The organism is Paenibacillus sp. FSL M7-0420 (assembly GCF_038002345.1).
Lineage (GTDB): Bacteria > Bacillota > Bacilli > Paenibacillales > Paenibacillaceae > Paenibacillus_AQ.
The window spans coordinates 1,788,762-1,810,084 of sequence record NZ_JBBOCJ010000001.1; the positions used below are offsets into that span (position 1 = coordinate 1,788,762).

General features: G+C 52.6%; 14 protein-coding genes and 1 riboswitch. Of the genes, 13 read left to right on the plus strand and 1 reads right to left on the minus strand.

Translation table 11 applies throughout. The features are described 5' to 3' along the window. Positions 1-44 precede the first annotated feature (44 nt). From MKX51_RS07610 to MKX51_RS07620, 3 genes are all read left to right on the plus strand, one after another. Positions 45-1,568, plus strand: a complete 1,524-nt coding sequence (locus MKX51_RS07610; RefSeq protein WP_340995552.1) for a cobyrinate a,c-diamide synthase — start codon at positions 45-47, stop codon at positions 1,566-1,568. 480 nt (positions 1,569-2,048) lie between these two features. Beyond that, positions 2,049-2,930: an ROK family protein gene (locus tag MKX51_RS07615; protein ID WP_340991913.1), complete on the plus strand. Its 882-nt coding sequence runs from the start codon at positions 2,049-2,051 to the stop codon at positions 2,928-2,930. A gap of 167 nt (positions 2,931-3,097) precedes the next feature. Continuing rightward, entirely contained in the window at positions 3,098-4,114 is a 1,017-nt protein-coding gene (locus MKX51_RS07620) for an HRDC domain-containing protein (RefSeq protein WP_340991915.1), read from the plus strand. Between the two features lie 169 nt (positions 4,115-4,283). On the opposite strand, the gene corA is transcribed toward MKX51_RS07620, so the two are convergent. Further along, entirely contained in the window at positions 4,284-5,219 is a 936-nt protein-coding gene (gene corA, locus MKX51_RS07625; RefSeq protein ID WP_036696789.1) for a magnesium/cobalt transporter CorA, read from the minus strand. Between the two features lie 426 nt (positions 5,220-5,645). Further along, positions 5,646-5,777, plus strand: a riboswitch (SAM riboswitch). 116 nt (positions 5,778-5,893) lie between these two features. Between corA and metA the strand changes: the two genes are divergently transcribed. The 10 genes from metA (at position 5,894) to MKX51_RS07675 (ending at position 21,071) form a co-directional block, all read left to right on the plus strand. After that, a complete protein-coding gene (gene metA, locus MKX51_RS07630; RefSeq protein ID WP_340942568.1) occupies positions 5,894-6,811 on the plus strand; it encodes a homoserine O-acetyltransferase MetA in 918 nt (305 codons plus the stop codon). 48 nt (positions 6,812-6,859) lie between these two features. Then, on the plus strand, positions 6,860-8,026 hold the full coding sequence (locus MKX51_RS07635) for an aminotransferase class I/II-fold pyridoxal phosphate-dependent enzyme (protein WP_340991916.1): 1,167 nt from the start codon (positions 6,860-6,862) through the stop codon (positions 8,024-8,026). Positions 8,027-8,252: 226 nt separating this feature from the next. Continuing rightward, positions 8,253-9,389, plus strand: coding sequence for a cyclic dehypoxanthinyl futalosine synthase (mqnC, locus tag MKX51_RS07640; protein ID WP_340991918.1), 1,137 nt, complete (start codon positions 8,253-8,255; stop codon positions 9,387-9,389). Between the two features lie 575 nt (positions 9,390-9,964). Continuing rightward, the gene (locus tag MKX51_RS07645) at positions 9,965-14,362 is read left to right on the plus strand and encodes a bifunctional 2',3'-cyclic-nucleotide 2'-phosphodiesterase/3'-nucleotidase (protein WP_340991919.1); all 4,398 of its coding nucleotides are present in this window, start codon (positions 9,965-9,967) and stop codon (positions 14,360-14,362) included. Between the two features lie 513 nt (positions 14,363-14,875). Further along, positions 14,876-16,813, plus strand: a complete 1,938-nt coding sequence (gene thrS / locus MKX51_RS07650; protein ID WP_340991921.1) for a threonine--tRNA ligase — start codon at positions 14,876-14,878, stop codon at positions 16,811-16,813. A 171-nt stretch (positions 16,814-16,984) separates the two neighbouring features. Continuing rightward, the gene (locus MKX51_RS07655) at positions 16,985-17,686 is read left to right on the plus strand and encodes a 3D domain-containing protein (RefSeq protein WP_445253484.1); all 702 of its coding nucleotides are present in this window, start codon (positions 16,985-16,987) and stop codon (positions 17,684-17,686) included. A 133-nt stretch (positions 17,687-17,819) separates the two neighbouring features. Further along, complete coding sequence (locus MKX51_RS07660) at positions 17,820-17,966, plus strand: hypothetical protein (protein WP_156949683.1); 147 nt, start codon at positions 17,820-17,822, stop codon at positions 17,964-17,966. A gap of 266 nt (positions 17,967-18,232) precedes the next feature. Continuing rightward, a complete protein-coding gene (gene liaF, locus MKX51_RS07665; RefSeq protein WP_340991923.1) occupies positions 18,233-19,312 on the plus strand; it encodes a cell wall-active antibiotics response protein LiaF in 1,080 nt (359 codons plus the stop codon). Continuing rightward, the gene (locus MKX51_RS07670) at positions 19,313-20,353 is read left to right on the plus strand and encodes a sensor histidine kinase (RefSeq protein ID WP_340991925.1); all 1,041 of its coding nucleotides are present in this window, start codon (positions 19,313-19,315) and stop codon (positions 20,351-20,353) included. 64 nt (positions 20,354-20,417) lie between these two features. Continuing rightward, entirely contained in the window at positions 20,418-21,071 is a 654-nt protein-coding gene (locus tag MKX51_RS07675) for a response regulator transcription factor (protein ID WP_340942555.1), read from the plus strand. Positions 21,072-21,323 lie beyond the last annotated feature (252 nt).

The window sequence follows — 21,323 nt, forward strand, 5'->3', positions numbered from 1 at the left end:
AAGAGCCTGGATCAGCCCCCCGTGAGCCGCAGGCGCGTCCCCGCCTGGTCATCGCAGGCACGGGCAGCGGCTCGGGCAAAACAACGGTCACGCTGGGGCTGATGCGTGCTTTTGCCCGGCGGGGCCTCAAGGTCCAGGGCTTCAAATGCGGCCCTGACTACATCGATCCCGCCTATCACACTGCGGTTACAGGCCGTCCCTCACGAAATCTGGACTCCTGGATGACTTCAAGCGCTTATCTGCAGGAGTATTTTCTGCAGGCTTCGGCAGAGGCCGACTTGTCCGTCATTGAGGGCGTCATGGGTCTGTATGACGGCAAGGAGGATACGGCGCTGACCGGATCAACGGCGGAAATCGCCATACTGACCGCCAGCCCTGTACTCCTGGTGGTCGATGTCCGCAGCATGGGGCGCAGTGCGGCGGCGATAGTGCTGGGCTTCCGGCAGCTGGAGCCGCAGGTGCGGATTGCCGCCGTTCTGGTGAACCGCTGCGGAAGCGAGGGTCACTACCGGTTAGTTAAGGCGGCCATTGAAGCAGCCTGCGGGATTCCCGTGGTCGGCTGGCTCCCCCGCGACAGCGGGCTGGACATCCCGGAGCGGCATCTGGGCCTGCTGCCCGCTGTAGAGCGCGGGGAGCTTGCGCCCTTGTTTGACCGTGCTGCCGACCTGCTGGAGCAAGGCACGGATCTGGAACAGCTGCTGGAGCTTGCCGCGGCCGCTCCTGCTGTGAGGGCACAGCTTGTGGCGGCGGAGCCAGAAGCTGTGACTGCCTGCGAGCAGACGCCGGACCAGCAAGTTCACCCAGTTCCATATAAGGCTGAACTTTGTAAATCCGCTGCGCCGATGATACATAAGACACAGGCAGGCCCGGCGGAGCCTGCCCCGGTCATTGCCGTAGCCCGGGACGCGGCGTTCAATTTCTACTACGCCGATAATCTGGAGCTGCTTGCATGTGAAGGTGCGAGGCTGGTGTACTTCAGTCCGCTCAGCGGTGAAGGCATTCCGCCGGAAGCTGACGGCATCTATATCGGCGGCGGATTCCCTGAAGAATTCGCGGCGGTGATTGCCGCGAACCAGCTGTTCCTCGGCGGCCTGAGGACTGCCGCAGCCGCCGGAATGCCGCTGTATGCGGAGTGCGGCGGCTACATGGTGCTGGCCCGCAGTCTGACCGACCGCACCGGCACGGTGCATGAGATGGCCGGAATCATTCCGGCGCATACCGTGATGCAGGAACGCCGGGCGGCACTCGGGTATCGTGAAGTTACGGCACTTCACGACTGTCTGCTGCTGAAGCAGGGCGAGCGTCTGCGCGGCCATGAATTTCATTACTCCGTCATGAGCTATCCTGAGGGGGCAGCCCGGACCTATGCCTACGAGAGTATGGGCAGAGGGGGCTGCCAGCCTGAAGGCTACATCAGAGGCAGCATTATGGCTGCTTATGCGCATATCCATCTGGCCTCCCATCTCCCGGCAGCAGCCCGGCTTGTAGCAGCCTGCCGGGCCTATCGTGGCCGCAAACAGGCTGTGCAGCAGCATGTTCCCGGCTCCCGCAACCAACAAGTGGAATAACGTATCTTAAATTATTAATTCTAATGAAATGTGTGGCGATAAGTGGAAAAACAACATCAATTCATGTTGCTTTTAGCTACTTGGGCTAAAATGGGCAACATTAAGTGTTGTTTTTCCAACTGTTGTCCCAGCATCGGCCATTCGTTCATTAGCAGGTGTACAAATCCAACGATCTCCCGTTCCCATTCAATCCAGCCTAAGCCTCGTCAGCAAATCACTTGTTTAACCTGTATGTCAACCGCTTGTCATACATATAAGAGCCACGTATAATAGGATAAGAGAACGCTTTATCATTGCGCTGTGCCGGTCAACCGGCATATTTGTATCACGGAAATCTGTCGCTGTGCTAGAGAAATCTATCGCCGCCGTACTTAGAGAAATCTATCGTATCCGTGAGAGCGATCATCGTGTTAGGCAAATCTATTGAAGTTATGAGAAGCAACAGCATATGGATGCATCAGGAGAAGGGGGAACGCTGCAGTGAAATTGTTGGGAGCGATTGAAGCAGGGGGAACGAAGTTTGTATGCGGTATCGGGAATGAGGACGGGACGATTATCGACCGGGTGAGCTTTCCGACAGCCACTCCTCAGGAGACTATGGGCCAGGTAATGGATTATTTCAGCGGAAAATCAGTGGAGGCTATCGGGATCGGTTCCTTCGGACCGATTGATCCTGTTATCGGCAGCCCCACCTATGGATATATTACAACCACACCTAAGCCGCATTGGGGCGGGTATAATCTGGTGGGAGCCGTGGAGGAGCAATTCCAGGTTCCGATCGGCTTTGATACCGATGTGAACGGTGCAGCGCTGGGCGAGTACACCTGGGGAGCAGCGCAAGGGCTGGACAGTTGCCTCTATATCACGGTGGGCACCGGGATTGGTGCTGGTGCTGTGGTAGGCGGGAAGCTCGTTCACGGGCTGTCCCATCCGGAGATGGGCCATATTCTGGTCCGTCGTCATCCCGAGGACCACTACGAAGGCTTCTGCCCTTATCACGGCGATTGTCTGGAGGGTCTGGCGGCAGGTCCGGCTATCGGCAAGCGCTGGGGTAAGCCGGCGGGCGAGCTGCCTGCGGATCATCCGGCCTGGGCGATGGAGGCCCACTATCTGGCCCATGCTCTTATGAATTATGTGCTGATCCTCTCGCCGCAGAAGATCGTAATGGGCGGCGGTGTGATGAAGCAGAGCCAGCTCTTCCCGCTGATCCATGCCAAGCTGCAGGAGCTGCTCGGCGGATATGTGCAGCATCCGGCGCTTAATGAACAGATTGGCAGCTATATTGTGCCTCCGCAGCTTGGAGATAACGCCGGTCTGTCGGGCGCATTGGGTCTGGCCAAGCTGGCTTTGGACCGCAAGTAGGATCTTCTGTCAAAAAGACATTGACTGTTACGTAATATATGGTATTCTAGTTTCTAACAGTATAGCATTTAAGAGGAAGCACCTCTTTCACGAATGTCGTGGGAGAGGTGCTTTTTTGCGTTCAAATATGTCATGCGTACTGTAAGACGACGAAAGTAGGGATTTATATGCAAATCGTATTTATGAACCGTTTGTGCAAAAGATCAGGAGTGGACGAAGAGATTTTTGCTCAGCTATGGATTGGAGAGGAAGAGGGGCAGTGGCGTCTGGGCTGGCGCGATTTCTCCGGGGAACAGGAGACGGGCGACAGCCTGTGGTATGAAGGCGGATCATGGAATGAGATGCTGTGTGTATACCGGCACGAGCTTGCCGTGAAGATGGGGGAAGGCTACCGCCCGCTGATTGACGGGGTATTTCATGACGAGGATAACCTCAGCAGCCGCAGCCAGGAGCAGCTTAAGCTGCAGTATTTCAGTGAGCAATACGGGAATGAAGCCATCTTCGAGGAGCTGTGCTCCTGGCGCAGGGGGAAGGCCTCCAGTGAACGGAAGGCGCCTTATATCCTGGCCAGCAACCGTCTGCTGCGCATGATCAGCGCATTTCTTCCCCGTACGGAGGAGGAGCTGCTGCAGCTTCCGGGTGTGGGTGAAGGCAAAGTTTCACAGTATGGTGCAGACTGGCTTAGCATCACCGCGGCGGCTGAGCGTGAGCATGATTTTCCGCTAAGCTGGGTGAATCATGCAATAGACGAAGAGAGCTTCGTATCCTGGCACTATAAGCAGAAGGAGCTTAAGTACAAGAAGCAGCTGGAGCGGCTGAGACTGCGGCGCGTTCTGTTACAGGGGATCGAAGAGGGGCAAGGGATGGAGCAGCTCAGGGCACTTAGCGGAGTTTCCCGCCGTGAAGTGCTTGAAGTATTGGAAGAGCTGGAGAAGGACGGCTATTCGGCCGAGAAGCTCATTGCCCTGGAGCTGAGTGAAGTGAGCTCCGAAGAGCAGAACAATATTTGGACAGCCTATGAACTGATCGGCGACAACTTCCTGAAGCCTGTCCTCTACAAAGCCTACGGCGACAACTTCGTACCTGCTGACGGACTTGATCTGTATTATGAACGCCTGCGGCTGATCCGCATCCGCTTCCGGCGGGAGCATCCGGCGGCGCTTGGAATGGCTGCCCCTTTGTAAGAGGGTGACTGACGGCCTGCATCACTCCCAATCTGCGGTCCTGGTAACCGGAGCTCCTGATCGGCGCAGACGCATTACATACTGGTGACATACCAAAAAGACGAAGGCTCTCCGGGTCCCGGTAGCCGGGTATACGGTGCCTTCGTCCTTCGTATTCGTCCGCTCTGCTTCATAGCCACTCCTTTTTACGGAAGATAATGAGCATTCCGCAGCCTAGCGTCACCATGACGGCAATGACGCCATAGTAGCCGTACTCGGTGTGGATCTCCGGGATATTGTCAAAGTTCATGCCGTAGATCCCGGTAATCACGGTCAGCGGCATGAATATAGTGGTAATTGCCGTAAATACACGCATGATTTCATTGGCGCGGTTCGCAATACTGGACTGATAAGCTTCGCGCAAGTTGCCCATGAGATCGCGGTATGTTTCGAAGGTCTCAGAGATCTTGACCGCATTCTCATAGATATCGCTGAAGTACTTCTGCAGCTGATCGTCGATCAGGCGAAGATCCTTTTTGTTGAGCGTGTTGATAACTTCCTTCTGCGGGCCGAGCATTTTCTTCAGCCAGAGAATCTCACTGCGCAGACCGATGATCTCGCTCAGATGCGATTTCTTGGTATGCATGAGGATGTCTTCCTCGAGCTTCTCGATCCGCGCTTCAATCCGGTCACCGACCGAGAAGAAGTTGTCGACAACGAGGTCAATCAGCAGATACAGGAAGCGGTCAGGTGTACTGACCTCTTGCTCCCACAGTACGGGCTTCAGGACACGCAGCTCATGGATCTTCTGCTTCGTAACGGTAATAATATAATGTCTGCCAAGGAATACGTTGAGCGCACGGAGGAAGATTTCCTCATCATCGAACCGGATGCTGTTCACCACGATGAAATAATGACTCTCATAAATCTCCAGCTTCGGACGCTGATCCTCTTCACTCAGACAGTCTTCCACAGCCAGATCATGCAGGCCGTATATAGGCTGAAGCTCTACAAGGTCCTCCACATCCGCATCAATCCAGTAGAACCCCTCGGCAGGGGCGGTTAAAGTTTCTTCAATATTGTCAATAGGCGTAAAAACCCCTGCATTCACCAACCGGATTTTCATCTGATTCACTCCTTATGTCCCTGGTCTTCTCCAGGGGTATGCTAATTTCAGCACACGGAAAAAATCAGCTTGGCCGGTGGTACAATCATGGATGAAGGCCAAAAGACGGTCCGAGAGCATGAAGAAAAAGGGCTCCCGCCGCCGGCAAGCTGATGTTAATCCTGTGTGGTTGTTCATTCTGCACGCTTATTCGCGAGCCCGGGTCGCCTTCCATTGTTCTCTCACCTCTTCTTTTCGCCGTTTTTGGGTTTGAAACACTTGTCTAGTATAACGCCGGGATATGGCTCTTACAAGAGAAATTGTTTTCTGTCATAAGGCCCCTTCAGCATTGTATGGACTTGACGAAAAGGAGGTTCATGATTTAAAGTGAAATTTAAGAAAAAGCATCGTTCAGATGCTTAAGGTTATTCAACTGAATACAGCTAAATCTTATCAAGAGCAGGTGGAGGGACTAGCCCGATGAAACCCGGCAACCGGCGTGTGAACGCACGGTGCTAATTCTTGCGGAAGCTTTGCAGGGCGTTATTCGTCCGGCGGAAGTTCTCTGGCAGATGAGAGAGGCGCATATGACTGCATGATATGACCTTTCTCGCCCGGGAAAGGTCTTTTTTCGCTACCCTGCCTCAGGTTGAACCACCAAGTGGAACCCCATTTCAGTTAAGGAGTGAACAGCAATGCCTATCAAAATTCCCGACAGCCTGCCGGCCAAAGAAGTGTTATCCGGTGAGAATATTTTTGTAATGGATGAAAGCCAGGCCTTCCATCAGGATATCCGTCCTCTGCGGATCGCCATCCTGAATCTGATGCCTACCAAAGAAACTACTGAGACCCAGCTGCTGCGCCTTATCGGGAATTCCCCGCTTCAGGTGGATGTTGTTCTGCTTCATCCCAGCTCCCATACGTCGAAGAATACTTCGGCTGAGCATTTGAAGAGCTTTTACAAAACCTTTGATGAGATCAGCCACCGCCGGTTCGACGGCTTGATTGTAACAGGCGCTCCCGTAGAACAGCTGGAGTTCGAGGATGTGAACTACTGGGAGGAGCTGAAAGTGATTTTTGAGTGGAGCAAGCAGAATGTAACCTCGACCATGCACATCTGTTGGGCGGCACAGGCAGGACTGTACCATCACTTCGGCGTGCGCAAGGTGAGTCTGCCGGACAAATGCTTCGGAGTGTTTCCGCATACAATGAGCCATAATAATGTCAAGCTGCTGCGCGGCTTCGATGAAGTGTTCCATGTTCCGCATTCCCGCCATACCGACGTCTCCCGTGAAGATATTGAGCAGAACCCGGAGCTGCAGATTCTGGCAGAATCCGAGGAAGCCGGGGTGTACCTGGTGGCTACGCATGACGGGAAGCAGATTTTTGTCACCGGACATTCAGAATATGATCCCTTCTCATTGAAATGGGAGTATGACCGGGATATCGCCAAGGGGATGGAGGTTGCCTTGCCGAAGCACTATTATCCCAAGGATGATCCGACGCGTACTCCGCCGGCAGTCTGGCGCGCCCATGCCAACTTATTATTCGCTAATTGGCTCAATTACTATGTATACCAGGAGACTCCTTACGATATCGGGGCATTTATCTGAGAGGTTGACTTATTCTTAATAGAAGTAATTAATCAGGAGGCAATGGAGATGGATGAGAAACTGAGAATTGAGAGCAGACTGGCACAGATTGGTTCGATGGAGGACCCCGCCACCGGGGCCATTAATTACCCGATTTATCATGCGACGGCTTTCCGTCACCCTAGACTTGGGCAGAGTACAGGCTTTGACTACATCCGCACTAAAAATCCTACCCGCTCTGTCCTCGAAGAAGCGGCAGCGGCCCTGGAATCCGGGGATGCCGGCTTCGCCTGCGCTTCCGGTATGGCTGCACTGTCCACGGTGTTCACCTTGTTTGGACAAGGGGACCATCTCATTGTATCGCTGGACTTGTACGGCGGTACTTACCGGCTGCTGGAACGGATTCTCTCCAAATACGGCATCAGCGCCTCCTATGTAGATACGAATGATCTGGATGGACTGGAAGCGGCCCGCCAGCCGGGCACGAAGGCTGTATTCATTGAGACGCCGACCAACCCGCTGATGATGATAACGGATGTCGAAGCCGTATGTACCTGGGCCCGCCGTCACGGGCTGCTCACGATTGTAGACAATACGCTGCTGACTCCGTTCTTCCAGCGCCCGCTGGAGCTTGGAGCAGATATCGTGGTTCACAGTGCGACTAAGTACCTGGGCGGGCATAACGATGTGCTGGCGGGTCTGATCGTGACCAAGGGGGCAGAATTGTCGGCTGAAATGGCCGTCCTGCATAACTCCCTGGGAGCGGTTCTCGCGCCGAATGACAGCTACCAGCTGATGAAGGGTATGAAGACCCTCGCGCTGCGCATGGAGCGGCATGAGAGCAACGCTCTGGCTATTGCCCGTTATCTGCAGGAGCATCCGGCGATTGCCGAGGTCTTCCACCCGGGCCTGCCTGATCATCCGGGCTATGCCATCCAGAACCGCCAGTCCTCCGGCAACACGGGAATCTTCTCCTTCAAGGTAAAAGAGGCCAGCTATGTGGAGCCGCTGCTCCGCCATATCCGGCTGATCGCCTTCGCCGAGAGTCTGGGCGGTGTTGAATCGCTGATGACCTATCCGGCGATACAGACCCACGCCGATATTCCGGCTGAAATCCGCGATGCTGTAGGTGTGGATGACCGGCTGCTGCGCTTCTCTGTCGGCATAGAGCATGTAGATGATCTGATCGCTGATCTGGGACAGGCTCTGGAGGCCGCCCGGAGCGAGCTGGAATAAGGCACCGCCGGACCCGCCAGGCTGTGCAGCAACCGCAGAACGTACAAGCAGCAGTGCCTTCGGGCGCTGCTGTTTAATTTTGTATGGGACAAGGGAAATTATCCGTCCTGCGCTGCGAAACATTTCTCAAGAACAGCCGATTGTGATACGATGGGAGAACGGACTATTTTTATTTCAAATTGTATTTATCTCATAGACTTCATAGATGAAGAGGAGGCCGTCAACAGTGAGTGCAGTCGATCTTATACTGGGTAAGGCACTGAAGGGTGAACGTCTTCAGTTGGAAGATACGGTCACATTGTTCGAGAGCAATGAAATTGAGAAAATGGGCGCTGCCGCAGATATTATTATGAAGCGCTGGCACCCGGAGCCTATAACGACATTCGTTATCGGCCGCAACATTAACTACACCAATGTATGTGATGTCTATTGCCGCTTCTGCGCCTTCTACCGCAGACCCGGTTCGGAGGAAGGCTATGTGCTTCCCGATGAGACAATCTATCAGAAGATTGCTGAGACCATGAGCGTTAACGGAACTGAGATTCTGATGCAGGGCGGTACGAATCCTAATCTGCCGTTCAGCTACTATACGGATATTCTGCGCGGTATCAAGCAACGGTTCCCGGAGATTACCATGCATTCCTTCTCACCAGCTGAGATTATGAAAATGGTTGAGGTCTCCGGCCTGCCGCTGGAACAGGTCATGCGTGAGATTCATGCTGCGGGCCTCGATTCCCTGCCCGGCGGTGGCGCAGAGATTCTCGATGACCGCACCCGCCGCAAGATCAGCCGGCTCAAGGGCTCCTGGCGCGAGTGGATGGACGTCATGCAGACCGCACACCGGATCGGTATGAATACAACGGCCACGATGGTCATTGGTCTGGGTGAGACTATGGAAGAACGGGCGCTGCATCTGCTTCGTGTCCGTGAAGCCCAGGACGAATGCATTGCGAACAAATATGATTCCGAAGGCTTCCTGGCGTTCATCTCCTGGACCTTCCAGCCGGATAATACGAACCTGAAGCTGGACCGCCAGACCCCGGAGGAATACCTGAAGACTGTAGCCATCAGCCGCCTGGTGCTGGACAATATCAAGAATTTCCAGTCCTCTTGGGTAACGATGGGTCCTGAAGTAGGCAAGCTCTCCCTGCAATACGGCTGCAATGACTTCGGCAGCACGATGATTGAGGAGAACGTAGTCTCCTCGGCGGGCGCGACCTACAAGGTCAACATCGAGTCGATCACCCAGCTCATCCGCGAGGCTGGCAAGATCCCGGCGCAGCGCAACACGCGCTATGACATCCTGCGGACGTTCGAGGATGCGAATGCCAAGATTGATAATGATTTTGTGATGCAGAACTAGAATATAGCTATACATCAACAGATCAATAACGGGGCTGTGCTACCTATAGGTAGCACAGCCCCGTTATGTTTTTTGGAAACTATTGTTTCCTCCAGTTCCGAACAAGAAGTATATCAATGCTAAAACTACGCGAAAACCGAATAGCAATCGTTACAGCGTCATGTAGCTAATGTATACGAAAAACAGCATACATTGTGTTCACTTGCAGGCATATGGCCGAATGTATGCGGAAAACAACATACATTGTGCTTGCTCACAGGCATATGGCCCGAATGTATGCGGAAAACAGCATACATTGTGCTCGCACGCAGGCGCATAACCCGAATGTATATGAAAAACAGCATATATTGAGCTGTATTTCCAGATAATCCCATTGTATTGGATTTTCGTTGTTTTTGTCATAGAGTTGTAAAATTTAATCGTTATATTTTACAAAAATAGCTGAAATAATGTGAGATTTTACACAACAATTTATAAGAGTTAATGGAATTTGATAGATTCATAGGGAAGGCTATGATACAATTTTTCGGACAGTGGTAGAATAATCTAGCAATCACAGGGAGGAAATTAGATTTATGGGAGAGAGAAGATGGAACAAGCCGATAGCTTCTTTATTGGCTACCACAGTTCTGGCAGCACAGATGCTGGGCGGAGTATTCAATGTTCCTGTGCTGGCGGCAGGAAAGGCTGAGGCTTCTCCGGTGATTAATCCGGGAACCATTAATTTACGCTTGATGAGCACCACTGATGTTCATACGAATGTATATGGATGGGACTATTTCAAGGGTGCCGCCTCCGCGACTGTAGGTCTGGACCGTACTTCAACCTTGGTAAAGACTGCACGCAGTGAAGCAGAGGGCGAGTACAACCTTTTGCTGGATAATGGCGATTTAATTCAAGGAACACCGCTGGGAACGTATATGGCCCAAGTGTCTGATTTCAGGGAAAGTGAAGACCAGATTCATCCGATCATCGCAGCTATGAACCTGATGGGTTATGATGCAGCAACCTTTGGCAATCATGAATTCAATTATGGTTTGGATTATCTGGACCGGACCGTTAAAGGCAATGTAAACAGCGCAACTTATAAGGAGTCTACGGGAGCGAAGTTCCCTTATGTGAATGCAAATATTTATAATGTGTCCGATAATAATAATACATTTGAACCTTATAAAATCATCGATAAAGAGGTAAAGGACAGCAACGGCAACACCGTTACCATTAAAGTCGGCCTCCTGGGTCTGGTTACTCCTCAGATCATGGAGTGGGACAAGGTGAACCTGGAGCAAAAGGTTATTGCCAAAGATATTGTGGAAACGGCGAAGAAGTTTGTTCCTGAAATGAAGACGGCTGGTGCGGACGTTATCGTCGCCATGACTCATTCCGGGTTCGACGCTGCTGCCGCAGAAGGAACCGGAGCAGAGAATGTCATTAACCTGCTGAGCAAGGTTCCCGGCATTGATGCCATTACTTTCTCGCATACCCACAAGGTATTCCCGACGAACGGCGTTGACAGCGCGCTGGATGCGTCCTTCAAAGATCCGTCCACCAAGAAACCTTACAATAATGGTGTAGCTAAGGTAGATAACGTTAACGGACACATCAATGGGACTCCGGCAGTACAAGCAGGCTATGGCGGTGGTTACCTGGGCCTTATCGATCTGAAAATCGCCCAGAACAGCAGCGGCAAGTGGACAGTAGACAAAGCAGTCTCCAAGGCTTCTACGCGCTCTATTGCTGGCGCAGCCATTGACACTGCTATTGACGATCTTGCCGGAGCAGCACATCAAGCTACGATTGATTATGTGAATCAACCGCTTGGTGTAACAACTACGCCGATGAACAGCTACTTTGCATTGGTTCAGGATGATCCGACAGTCCAGCTCGTAACCTATGCCCAGCAGCAGTATGTATCTAACTTGATTCATACGAACGAGAATCTGGCCGACTATAGAAACCTGCCGATCCTGAGCGTTGGTGCGCCATTCAAGGCTGGACGCAACGGCCCTGAGGAGTATACAGACATTAAGAAAGGCAGTCTTACGATTGCCAGCGCAAGCGATTTGTACTTGTATGACAACACACTCAAGGCGATTGTTGTTAACGGTGAAACCGTCAAGAATTGGGTAGAGATGAGCGCAGGAGCGTTCAACCGTATCAAGCCATCCATCTCCACCCCCCAGCCGCTTTTGAATTCAGCATTTGCTGTATTCAATTTCGATGTGATTGACGGGATCAAATATACAATTGATGTTACCCGTCCTGCTAAATACATGCCTGATGGAACGCTTGTCGATAAGTCTTACAGCCGGGTAACCTCCATTACTTACAACGACCAGCCGCTGAACCTAGAGGATAAGTTCGTGGTCGTTACCAACAACTACCGTGCAAGCGGCGGCGGGAACTTCCCGGGTGTCAAAGGCGCTAACATGATCATTGATTCCCAGATGGAGAACCGCCAGGTGCTGATGGATTACATCAAGGAAGCGGGAACCGTTGATCCTACCGCAGACAACAACTGGTCGATTGCACCTATTGAAGGCAATGTTACTGTAACATTCCCGTCTTCACCCAAAGCAGCAGCAGTCGCTCCTGCAAACATTACTGCTACGGGAACTCAAGATGTCAATAAATTTGAAATCTACAACCTTGATTTGAAAAAAGCTCCTCCAGTCCCAACGGGAGATGTTGAAGTCCATCTGCTGGGCATTAATGACTTCCACGGCCAACTGGACACTACCTCGGTGGTGAACGGAGAAGCTGTAGGAACGGCGGCTACACTTGCAGCTTATTTGAAGGAAGCCCGTGCCAAATATGAGCATTCGCTGCTGTTCCATAACGGCGATTCTGTGGGCGCATCCGCTCCGGTATCTTCGCTGGAACGCGACAAGCCTACAATGGAATGGATGAACCTCATGAAGTTCGACGTCGGCACCCTGGGCAACCATGAATTTGACCAAGGTGTTGAGGCGATGAAGGCTCAAATCTATGGCGGTAAAGACCCTAAGAATGAGAAAGTCGTCCATAACGGCGCGGATTTCGATTATATCAATGCCAACGCAGTAGACAGTACTACTGGCAAACCTATTATCACTCCTTATGTAGTAAAAGAAGTTGGCGGCGTGAAAATTGGCTTCATCGGAGTGGTGACCAAAGCAACGCCAAGCAAAGTATCGCCAGCCGGTACAGCCGGTGTGAAATTCCTGAGTGCCGAGGAAGAGGTCGCGGCGATTGAGAAATATGCGGCCGAGCTGAATGCTCAAGGCGTCAAGACGATCGTAGTGCTTGCCCATGATCCGGCAACAACCAAGGTTGATCCGGTTACCAAAAAGAATGTATCCACCGGCGAAGCTGTAGATCTGGCTAATGCGCTTCCTGCCAATTCCCCGGTTGATGTCATCGTAGCCGGAGACAACCATGGCTATGCCAATGATACGGTGAACGGTAAGCTGATCGTTCAGGCTTACTCTTACGGAACGGCTTTCGAAGACATCAAGCTGGTGATTGACGGAGCTACAGGTACAGTGAAGAGTAAAACAGCTACTGTAACGAACACGGTTCAGAGTAAAATCACACCGGATGCCGAAACCAAGGCGTTGGTGGACTACTATCTGAGTCGGCACCCTGAGCTGACTCAGCCTGTAGGAACTACTGACGGTACAATTACCCGTACAGATGCCTACACTAAGGAATCAGCATTGGGTAATCTGATTGCAGATGCGATGCGCAGCGCTGATTTCGAAGACGGTTCTACGGTTCCTGCTGATTTCGCCTTCATGAACCCGGGCGGTATCCGTGCGGATCTTCCGAAGGGTAATGTAGCGTTCGGCGATCTGGCGAAGATTCAGCCATTCGGCAACACGCTGGTGAAGCTGACGCTTACCGGTCAGCAGATCAAGACTCTGCTGCAGCAGCAATGGGCGGTTAAGGCTGACGGCACCGCAGACACGAAGACACTGCAAATCTCAGGTCTGAAATATACAGCCAACATGTATCTGCCGGTTGCAGAGCGTGTGGCTAACCTGACCAAGACAGACGGAACACCTATTGAAATGTCGAAGAGCTACACGGCTGTAGTCAATAATTTCATGGCTGCGGGCGGCGATAATTACAAGGTATTGACTGAGGCGAGCGCCTCGCTGGCCGGACCGATTGACCTGAATGTATTCTATGAATATATCGTCAAAACATTCAACGGCGGTGCGATCACGGCTGCCATTGAAGGCCGGATCACTAATGTGGAGAAAGACCCTGGAACAGCTACTCCTAGTCCTAGCTCTACCCCTGGTACTGGATATAACCCGGGACCGGTTGTAACAGCAACGCCTAAGCCGACAGCTACACCATCGGCTACGCCAGCAGCCTCTGCTACACCAGCTCCTGTGGCTACACCGGCACCTACAGCAACTCCTGCTGTACCTGTTGTAGCCTTCAAGGATCTGGGCAAGGTAGCCTGGGCCGCAGATGCCATTAATGTATTGGCAGCCAAAGGCATTATCAAAGGAATGGACGGCACAAACTTTGCACCCATGAAAAGTGTAACCCGTGCAGAATTCGTAACCATGCTGGTTCGTTCACTTGATTTGAGCAATTCGGCTTCACCTGCGAAATTCAGCGATGTGAAGCAGGGAGTCTGGTACTCGGGTACGATTGCTGCGGCTGTCAATGCAGGTCTTGTAAAAGGCTCCGGCAACGGTAAATTCGAGCCGGGCCGTGAGATTACCCGCGAGGAAATGGCGATTATGATCGCGAATGCCCTTAAGGGTCAGCTGCAGCCGGTTGATGCTGCAACGTTGAACAAATTCACGGATAAGGGCAAGATTGCCCCTTACGCTCAGCAGGCAGTGGCACAGCTGACTCAGATGGGTATCGTCAACGGTGTGGATGCCAAGCAGTTCGCACCGAAGAGTATGGCTAACCGTGCCCAGGCTGCGGTCATTATCTTCCGTATGCTGGAGAACAAAGCTTCATAAGTTAAAGTTTCATGATCATGTGATCATGAAATGATTCAGAGGAAGGCCCGTGCTGAAATAGCACGGGCCCTTTTCTGGCCTGAGGACGGGCAGCTGTTTTGCGCTTGACGGAAGATAAGCTGAGATTTATAATTGCCTTAATTCATGTTATCAGCGTTGACAAAGATATGAACCGTTTGCTTTGGACCGTTTCAGAGAGAGGAAGCCTCAGGCTGCAACTTCCTCCGGTACCGGTATTGGTTTACCCCTTTGTAGCTGCGGTTATGAACTCCTGAAAGTTTCCGTACTCCGGAATCTTAATGGATAGTAAGAACCGCCGGTTCATGGCCGTTATCCCCATGCTAACGAAGGATTATATTCTGCAGTGAAGCTGAAGCATAAGCAGCAATTGCAAGGATAGATCGAATTTGGGTGGAATCACGGGTGCAATCACTCGTCCCTTTGCGGGACGGGTGTTTTTTGTGTGAAGAGTTCAGCGAAGTATAGCCCAACAAACCTTAGGAGGAAGTAATCATGTCAGTAAATATTAAGCTTCCGGACGGATCGGTCCGGGAATACGCAGACGGCAGCAGCATTGATGATGTAGCCGCCTCTATCAGCAGCGGACTGCGCAAGAACGCCGCAGCAGGCAAGCTCAACGGGATTGTCGTAGACCTGTCAACACCGCTGCAGGAAGGCGATCTGGTAGAGATCGTAACTCTGGATTCGCCGGAAGGTCTCGAAGTGATGCGCCACAGTACAGCTCACCTGATGGCGCAGGCAGTAAGACGCCTGTTCGGCACCAAGGAAGTGAAGCTTGGAGTAGGTCCTGTGATCGAAGACGGCTTCTATTATGATATGGACCTGGAGCATCCGCTCAATCCCGAGGATCTGCTGAAGATCGAGAAGGAAATGGACCGCATCGTCTCGGAGAATCTGCCGATTGTCCGCCATGAGGTCAGCCGGGGGGAAGCACTGGAGCGCTTCGGCGAGCTGGGTGATCCTTACAAGCTGGAGCTGATTGAAGCTCTGCCGGAAGACAGTGTCATCACCATCTATGAGCAGGGCGAATTCTTCGACCTTTGCCGTGGCCCGCATTTGCCGTCTACTGCCAAGATCAAGGTATTCAAGCTGATGAATGTGGCCGGGGCTTACTGGCGCGGGGACAGCAAGAACAAGATGCTGCAGCGTGTCTACGGCACAGCCTGGATCAAGAAGGCACAGCTGGATGAGCATCTGCGCCTGCTGGAGGAAGCGAAGAAGCGCGACCACCGGAAGCTGGGCAAGGAGCTGGAGATTTTCACCTTCAACCAGTTAGTTGGACAAGGCCTGCCAATCTGGCTGCCTAAGGGCGCGAAGCTGCGCAGTATTCTGGAGCGTTATATTGTGGATCTGGAAGCAAGCCTCGGATACCAGCATGTCTACACTCCTGTACTCGGGAACGTAGAGCTGTACAAGACTTCCGGCCACTGGGAGCACTACCAGGAAGATATGTTCCCTAAGATGACTATCGATAACGAAGAGTTCGTGCTCCGCCCGATGAACTGCCCGCATCATATGATGATCTACAAGAGCTCGATGCACAGCTACCGCGATCTGCCGATCCGTATTGCCGAGCTCGGGATTCAGCACCGTTATGAAATGTCGGGAGCCTTGACAGGTTTGCACCGTGTGCGTTCCATGACGCTGAATGATTCGCATATTTTCTGCCGTCTGGACCAGATCAAGAGCGAGTTCATCCGCGTGCTGGAATTAATTAAGCAGGTATACAGTGACTTCGGGATTGAAGATTACCGGTTCCGCCTCTCTTACCGTGATCCTAAGGATACTGAGAAATATTATGCCAACGACGAGATGTGGGAGACTGCACAGCGTATGCTGCGTGAGGTAGTCGAAGAAGCCGGTCTGCCGTTCTACGAAGCTGAAGGCGAAGCGGCCTTCTATGGTCCGAAGCTTGATGTGCAGATTAAGACTGTACTCGGTAAAGAAGAGACACTCTCGACCGTACAGATTGACTTCCTGCTGCCGGAGCGCTTTGAGCTGGAATATGTCGGCGACGACGGCCAGAAGCACCGCCCGGTGGTCCTGCACCGCGGGATTCTGGGAACGATGGAACGGTTCGTAGCCTTCCTGCTGGAGAACTTTGCCGGTTCACTGCCGCTGTGGCTGTCCCCGCAGCAGGTGAAGATTATCCCGGTCTCGTCAGCCTTCGACGAATATGCGAAGGAAGTAGAAGCGAAGCTGCTGAAGAGCGGCATCCGTGCGGAAGTGGACTTACGCAATGAGAAGATGGGCTACAAGATCCGTGAAGCTCAGCTTGAGAAGCTGCCATACATGTTCGTTGTCGGCGAGAACGAGATGAATGCGGGCAGCGTATCGATCCGCAAACGCGGCGAAGGCGACATCGGCGCCCGTCCGCTGCAAGAAGCCATTGATTCGCTTGCCCAGGAAATTGCCGGACGTGTAATCTAATTCATTCTGCTCACTGAACCTCTGTTATAAGCCTTATGAGACCGCTATGGCGCGGTGTCATGTATAAAGTTTTGTGAATCGGGAAACCCTCGTACTATGGGGAGGGTTTAACTAATGAACAAAATGGGCTTATACCAGAGGTTTTGGTGTCTTTTCGTCACGATCGTCCTTATGCTGACCGCTGCCGGGATCTTCCCGGACTACGCGCGGAAGTCAGTCCAGGCGAGAGGGATGGAGGACACTGCAGGGCAGCATGGAAGTAGCATACAGAAGCAGTCACCCGTTGATCGTCAGCAGGCAGGCTCAGCATCCCGTCTTGGAGGCTCTTCAAGAGCCGTACAGCCGGATGCCGCAGACAAAGCTGCTAAGCCAGAGGTACAGGCAGCTAAGCCTAAGAATGCTGTCAAAGCACCCGGCTCGGTACCGGTAGCCGCTCCGGCTCCAGAGCAGATTATCACCTCGCTGAAAGTAATGGCGACCGGCTATACAGCCGGATACGAATCCACAGGCAAGACCGCGAAGCATCCGGAGTACGGGATTACGTATTCAGGAGTGAAGGTACGGCGGGACAAGAATGCGGTATCCACGATTGCAGCGGACCCGAAGGTGCTGCCGCTGGGAAGTATTTTATATATACCGGGTTACGGATATGGCATTGTGGCCGATACCGGATCGGCAATCAAAGGGCGCAAGATCGATCTCTACTTCAGCACCACCAAGCAGGTCTACAAAGAATGGGGCAAGAAGTCAGTCGTGGTTCAAGTGATTAAGCGCGGCGACGGCAAATGCACAGAAAGTATGCTGAAGAGCCTTGGCCACGCCATTCAGACTTATAATGCGGTTCCGCAATATTTGCTGGAAGAAGCTATTTAGAGGTTGCTCACGCCGGTCAAACCGGAGTTTGAATTTATTTTCACGTGAGCATGCATAATACAGCGGTCTGCTTCCCATAATATCGACTGGAGCAAATACTTGCTTCTTCCGATACAATAGGGAGGTGATTCTCGTGGCTAATTCCAAGAAACCAAAGGTACAAGAAAATTTCAAAACACCAAATGAAAAATACAATGCAGAGTTCGCTGTTGAAAATGACGGTGCTACTAAGCAAAGCAGCAATTCTATGACCAAACCGGCTCAGAAACCGCAGCAGTAATGCTGGGTTCCCGGTAAGCTCCTGAAGCAACAAGCTGTCCTGCCATGTCCGGATTACGGGCTGGAGGGCAGCTTTTTTAATAGAATTTATATATTTTGGGTTATTTTATACAGCTATAATCTTACTTAATATTCCAGCTCTCTCGGTCTGGAGACGGAGATACGGTTCCTTCTTACGCCGCTGTTCTCCGCCGCAATCTTCCTGTAGACTAAGGTTATAAATGTTTACTGAGGAAGAGTTGTATTTACGACAAGGGGGATGACATTATGAAACGAAGGTTCACCAGCCAGGTACTCGGAGGCCTGCTCCTCATCGGTCTTGGGGGAATGTTCCTGCTCCGGCAGATGGGCTACACGGATTTCAGTCTGGGTTCACTGATCTCCACCTATTGGCCGGTTATTCTGATCGTGATGGGAATCAAACGGTTTTTGGCTCCGGATGAGGAGCACTCCAGATTCTCGGCAACACTCGGCGGGTTCATCTATTTGGCCATCGGGGTGTTTTTCCTGGGAAGGAATTTAGACTGGTTCTACTACTCGGCAAGCGATTTCTTCAAAATGCTCATTCCGCTCATGCTGATCGGCGGCGGATTGTCCGTCATCTTCAGGCCGCGGCGCAATACTCCGCCTATACCTCCGGCACCGCCTTCACCGCCGGGCTACTACCCGCCTGGACCCGGCAAGAGTCCGCTGGATACAGCACCGCCTGCTCCACTGGAATCTACGCTCGATCAGCAGTTCGAGCAAAAATTCGGCAAGCCGGCTGGCAGCGAGGACCGGAACTGGAATGATTATCTGCATAAGGATGAGGAGGACGCAGACGGTAACCCGCTGCATGCCTCGTCAGATACCCGCTGGCAGGAGAAGCAAGAGCGGCAGGGGCGCAGACGCCAGGAGCGTCAGGAACGGCAGGCCCGCCGTCACGGCGAATGGCATGAGGAGTTTCAGGATTCCGGGCATGATAAGGATGCGACGAACCGTTCGGCTTTTATCGGCGATGTGCATATGGGCAAGGAACATTTTCAACTGAAGCGGACCAACATTTCGCAGTTCATCGGGGATACGGTGCTGGATCTGACCAATGCGCAGATTCCTTACGGCGAGACCAAGATTAATATCTCTGCTTTTGTCGGCGATATTAAAGTGTACATTCCAGACGATATGGATCTGGGTGTGGCTGTGACCGGCAGCTCGTTCATCGGTGACATGCAGGTGCTGGAGCAGTCGCGCAGCGGGTTCATGAGCAATGTACAATGCAAGACACCATATTACAAGGAATCCGGCAAGAAGGTCCGTATCAATGTCAGCTGCTTCATCGGCGACGTTAAAGTGAAAACGGTGGGTTAAATGGGGATCTTCAGTAATACCAAGTGGATGCTGCTGGTGTATTTCCTGCTGAGCGGCGGGGTAACGGCGGGGCTGATGTATGCCGGGACATGTCTGGGCTATATTCAGGTGGTGGATACCCGGATGTGGATCTACCTGTGTCTGGGCATTGTATTGTTCACAGTCATCATCGGCTACATCGCCGGTCAGCGGATTCAGCGGCGGATCGATCATCTGGATCTGAATATGCTGCAGGTGGCCAAGGGGAATATGTCGGTGCGGATGCCGGAGAGCGAGGACCAGTCTTTCGCACGTGTCTACCACGAGTTCAACATCATGATGGATACGGTGGAGAAGAAGATGAAGCGGCTCCAGCAGCTCGGGGAGCAGGAAGTGATCGAGAAGGAACAGGCAGCGGAGAGCGCGGTACTGGAAGAGCGCAGGCGTATGGCCCGGGATCTGCATGATACGGTGAGCCAGCAGCTGTTCGCTATTCACATGTCAGCCTCTTCGCTGCCTAAAGTGCTTGAGCGCAGCGCAGAGCACGGGCAGACGGTGATGGATCAGCTGATCAGCATGTCCCAGATGGCACAGAAGCAGATGAGGGCGCTGATCGCACAGCTGCGTCCGGTGGAGCTGGAGGGGCGCAATCTGTTCGAGGCACTGGAGAAGTGGTTCCCGGATTACTGCCGCCAGAACGGGCTCAAAGGGGTGAAGGAGCTTGAGCTTCAGGGTGAGCTGTCCGAAGCGATTGAGCATCAGCTGTTCCTGATTATTCAGGAATCGATGGCGAATATCGTGAAGCATGCCGGTGCACGGGTGGTCAGTCTGTCCCTGCGGGAGGTGCCGCGCCAGGTGGTGCTGAGCATCAGCGATGACGGTCAGGGCTTCGAGCATGTGCAGCACAAGCAAGGCTCCTACGGGCTCACGACCATGCGTGAGCGTGCCGAGAAGCTCGGCGGTCAGGTCGAGATTATCAGCCGCAGGGGAGCGGGAACGACGATCCGTGTACATATTCCAAAGTTTGTCCAAGAGACTGAGGCCGATTCTGAAGAGGCTTGATATGCTCTTGCTGTGATGAAGCCGGGACCGAATCATGCTTACACAATGTTAGGGGGAGTACAAAATGAGTCTCATAAGAGTACTGCTTGTAGATGATCACGATATGGTGAGGATGGGCCTCAAAACCTATCTGATGCTGGAGCCGATGTTTGAAGTGATTGGAGAAGCAGCCAACGGGCATGAAGCGCTGGCGATGCTGCGTGAGCTGGGACAGGAGGCGCTGCCGGATCTGGTGCTGATGGATCTGATGATGCCGGTAATGAACGGGGCTGAGACTACCCGCGCGGTCCTGGCCGAATTCCCCGGGCTCAAAATTGTCATCCTTACCAGCTTCCTGGAGGACGATCTGGTGGTCGATGCAATTGAAGCAGGAGCTGTCAGCTATGTGCTTAAGACCGTCTCGGCGGAAGAGCTGATCTACGCGCTGCAAGGCGCCTATCGCGGCATGCCGGTGATGACCGGTGATGTGTCGCAGGCACTGACACGCGGTATCCGCCAGCGCACGGTCCAGGGCGACTCCTCCGGCTTGACCGAGCGGGAGAAGGAAGTGCTGCTGCTGATCGCTGAGGGCAAGACGAATAAGGATATCGGCGAGGAGCTGCATATCAGCATCAAGACCGTGAAGACCCATGTCAGCAACCTGCTGATGAAATGTGAGCTGGACGACCGCACCCAGCTGGCGATCTACGCCCACCGCAAGGGCTGGGCGCAGGGGTAGCATTTGCAGGCTTTTTGACTAAATCTAATGATCTATATAGATTGAACTAAAAATTTAAGTTAAAGGGAAAGTGGCGGAGGGGAATTTTGGAACTGGAGGAGCGGTAGCGACCGCCTTTGTCTACGGATTTCAACCGTTAACAACGGTATAAAATCATGAAATCTGTAGACAACAGCGGCCGGAAGTCCAAAACTTCTCTGGAGTCACGGCTAATTCCAAAACATAAAAACATTAGTTCAATTTATATAGTGA

What these genes read in the sequence shown, in the direction of transcription:
- MKX51_RS07620 (WP_340991915.1), top strand. Translation starts at nt 3,098, where the DNA reads ATGCAAATCGTATTTATGAACCGTTTGTGCAAAAGATCAGGAGTGGAC.
- corA (WP_036696789.1), bottom strand. Translation starts at nt 5,219, where the DNA reads ATGAAAATCCGGTTGGTGAATGCAGGGGTTTTTACGCCTATTGACAAT.
- metA (WP_340942568.1), top strand. Translation starts at nt 5,894, where the DNA reads ATGCCTATCAAAATTCCCGACAGCCTGCCGGCCAAAGAAGTGTTATCC.
- MKX51_RS07635 (WP_340991916.1), top strand. Translation starts at nt 6,860, where the DNA reads ATGGATGAGAAACTGAGAATTGAGAGCAGACTGGCACAGATTGGTTCG.
- MKX51_RS07645 (WP_340991919.1), top strand. Translation starts at nt 9,965, where the DNA reads ATGGGAGAGAGAAGATGGAACAAGCCGATAGCTTCTTTATTGGCTACC.
- thrS (WP_340991921.1), top strand. Translation starts at nt 14,876, where the DNA reads ATGTCAGTAAATATTAAGCTTCCGGACGGATCGGTCCGGGAATACGCA.
- MKX51_RS07655 (WP_445253484.1), top strand. Translation starts at nt 16,985, where the DNA reads ATGCTGACCGCTGCCGGGATCTTCCCGGACTACGCGCGGAAGTCAGTC.
- liaF (WP_340991923.1), top strand. Translation starts at nt 18,233, where the DNA reads ATGAAACGAAGGTTCACCAGCCAGGTACTCGGAGGCCTGCTCCTCATC.
- MKX51_RS07670 (WP_340991925.1), top strand. Translation starts at nt 19,313, where the DNA reads ATGGGGATCTTCAGTAATACCAAGTGGATGCTGCTGGTGTATTTCCTG.
- MKX51_RS07675 (WP_340942555.1), top strand. Translation starts at nt 20,418, where the DNA reads ATGAGTCTCATAAGAGTACTGCTTGTAGATGATCACGATATGGTGAGG.